Source organism: Mycobacterium sp. ENV421 (assembly GCF_002887815.1).
Classification (GTDB): domain Bacteria; phylum Actinomycetota; class Actinomycetes; order Mycobacteriales; family Mycobacteriaceae; genus Mycobacterium.
This window is the reverse complement of sequence record NZ_PDHO01000125.1, coordinates 1-1,282: the sequence shown is the minus strand read 5'-3', so window position 1 is coordinate 1,282 and position 1,282 is coordinate 1. Positions and strand designations below refer to the sequence as shown.

The 1,282-nt window shown below is 64.6% G+C and carries 1 protein-coding gene; it reads right to left on the bottom strand.

Annotation, left to right across the window (positions count from 1 at the left end; translation table 11 throughout):
* Positions 1–1,282 (bottom strand): HNH endonuclease signature motif containing protein (locus CRM90_RS29970; RefSeq protein ID WP_102810451.1); only part of this gene is annotated, 1,282 nt, incomplete at both ends.

Here is a 1,282-nt window from a genome sequence, read left to right as displayed (position 1 = left end):
TGTGGCGGTGGGATCCATTCGGTGTCGCCGTTGGGGAGTTTGCGGGTCGTCCAGCCGCCGGTTTCCACGAGCTGATTATCCGGTGGGCAGGCGAAGGCCAATTCGTCGATATCGGTGGCGCCGCCGTGTTTCCAGTCTTTGGCGGCGTGGTGGACTTGGGTGGCATATCCGGGCACCGTGCAACCCGGCTTGGTGCATCCGCGATCTCTGGCGTGCAACACAATTCGTTGATCGGCCGAGGCGATGCGTTTGGTGCGGCCCAACCACAAGGCTTGGCCGGTGACGCCGTCGAAGATCGTCAGGTAGTGGTAGCTATGCCGGGCCATCCGGATGACGTCGGTGATCGGCAGCATCGTGCCGCCGCCGGTTATGCCGTGGCCGGTCGCGTTCTGCAGTTCCTGCAAGGTGGTCGACACGATCACGGTAACGGGTAGGCCGTTGTGCTGCCCAAGTTTCGGATCACCGAGGGTGCCGCGCAGCATCGCCATCAACGCATCGTGCTGGCGCTGCCCGATCGTACGAGAATCCACCTGTGCCTGTTCTTGGGCAGGCTCGCCATCGGTGACCGCGGTTTGATCGGTCGGGTTGCACATGCCCGGGGCAGCGAACTTGGCGAACACCGCCTCGACGTAGGACATCATCTCCGGGGTGGCATTGATACGGATCTCGGTCATCCCGTCGGGCTGTTGGCGGCCCACCACCGCGGAGCGTTTGCGGGCTCGGTCCTCATCGGAGAACTGACCGTCCGGGTTGATCTCCAACGCCAACCGATGCGCCACCCGGCTCAACTGATCCGGACGCATCAGTGTCGCCTTCTCGGCCAGGAACAGCTCGGCGCCGTCACGGACCTCGGCGGGCACATCAAAGGGCAACTGTCCGAGGAACTTCGCAATGATTCGCACATGCTCGCCATCGAGGTTCCCGTCGCGCCACGCCTGCGCCGTACCGGGGTGACGCGGCGCCAGCGGCTCCCCGCTCAACGCGGTGCGCGGGCTCAGAGGCTCAACAACCTCGGCGCGGCGCTTGGCCTCCGCCGGCGTGATCCGCAACCAATCGGCCAGCACCTTGGCCGGCTTACCACCGATCTCGCTGACCTCACGCCGATGCAGCTCAGAACTGAGGTCGTAGCGCACCACATCGTGATGGCGGGTCGCCTTCTCACACCGGGCGGCCAACTCCAACACATCCATCACCGCAAGCCCGGCCACATCAACCTTCGACAACGTGGACAACGCCGCATCGATCGCGTCGAGCGCCTCACCCACCTCGATCGAAAGCATGT